Raw genomic sequence first — 1,634 nt, forward strand, 5'->3', positions numbered from 1 at the left:
GCGAACGGTCGAGGTTCGCTGCAATGATTTCGTGGGTACGGGCGTTGGTGTGAGTAATCCAGCAACTAACTTGCTGCGGATGCTGTTCCTTGTTGCCCATGAACGACATCACTGGGATCGGCGTATCGCCCGCTTGCTCGGTCATCACCGAGAAATCCACAGATCGGCCATCGATACGCGGTGGTGTACCGGTTTTCAGTCGACCGACGCGCAGTGGCAGTTCACGCAGACGATGCGCCAGGGCAATCGAAGGCGGATCACCGGCACGACCACCGGAGAAATTCTGCAAACCGATGTGGATAAGTCCACCGAGGAAGGTGCCAGTGGTCAACACCACGGAGTCCGCGAAGAAACGCAGGCCCATTTGGGTGACAACACCACGCACCTGTTCCTGTTCGACGATCAAGTCGTCAGCGGCTTGCTGAAATATCCACAGGTTCGGCTGGTTTTCCAGTGCTTCGCGGACAGCGGCTTTGTACAGAACCCGATCTGCCTGAGCGCGAGTTGCACGCACGGCCGGGCCTTTGCGGCTGTTCAACACGCGAAACTGGATACCGCCTTTATCGGTAGCCATCGCCATCGCGCCGCCAAGGGCGTCGATTTCTTTGACCAGATGGCTTTTACCGATCCCACCAATGGCGGGGTTGCAACTCATTGCTCCGAGGGTTTCCACGTTATGCGTCAGCAATAGGGTTTTTGCACCCATACGTGCTGAGGCCAGTGCTGCCTCGGTACCGGCATGACCGCCGCCGATGACGATCACTTCAAAACGGGAAGGGAAATCCACCACGCACCTCGTGCCTGCTTCAGTTAGGTAATCAGGAATGGTTTGAGCTCAGGTTTCTGGACCTGGTCGGCAAGTATAGGGACTTCGTCCTTCCTAAAGAACCCTTTGCACAAAATTTAACCAGCTGTGGAGAAGTCGGGTTTATAGAAATTAAAAAGAAAGAAATTTATTAAATCTTTGTTTTTATGTTTATTTCTACTGAGGCACATTTCTGTGGATAGATTGCTACAGGCCTTATTTATCAATATGTACAGAGATTCAAAACCCTGTGATCAGGTGCCAATAAGGCCCTTGGATAACCGGTCTAAGCCTGTGGATGAAAGGGTTGGTTATCCACAGAGGCGGTTATCTTCAATTTTGAGGCCCTGTTATCAACTGCCCTTAGGCGCAGTTATTCACAGGGCTTAATCCACAGAAAAGCGCTCATCGGGTAAATTTCGGGCGAAGGAAAACCGCTCAACCAGAAATAATCTGCTCTGCACTGGGGGAAGATTTTAAAAAAAAAGAGGGAACAGACAGGCGCGAATGGCCTGTCTGTGAATAACTTAGGACTATTTACCGATACAGAAGCTGGAAAAGATCCGTCCCAACAGATCATCGGAGCTGAATGCACCGGTGATTTCACCTAGTGAGTGCTGAGCCTGCCGCAAATCCTCGGCCAGCAACTCGCCAGCACCTGCCAGGGTCAGTTGCGCACGGCCATGCTCAAGGGATGCGCTGGCATGTCGGAGCGCCTCAAGGTGGCGCCTGCGTGCGCTGAAGCTGCTTTCCGAAGTTTGCTCGTAGCCCATGCAAGCCTTGAGGTGGTCGCGCAGTAGCTCCAAGCCTTCGCCAGCAGACTTGGCAC

1 protein-coding gene and 1 pseudogene are annotated in these 1,634 nt (G+C 53.0%); both read right to left on the reverse strand.

Translation table 11 applies throughout. The features are described from left to right. Positions 1-787 (reverse strand): FAD-dependent oxidoreductase (locus tag AC1DRJ_RS26890; RefSeq protein ID WP_477804823.1); only part of this gene is annotated, 787 nt, incomplete at its 3' end. A gap of 551 nt (positions 788-1,338) precedes the next feature. After that, positions 1,339-1,634: pseudogene (locus tag AC1DRJ_RS26895) on the reverse strand (tRNA uridine-5-carboxymethylaminomethyl(34) synthesis GTPase MnmE); the annotation flags it as partial.

The sequence above is a fragment of the Pseudomonas sp. P5_B2 genome, assembly GCF_056400445.1.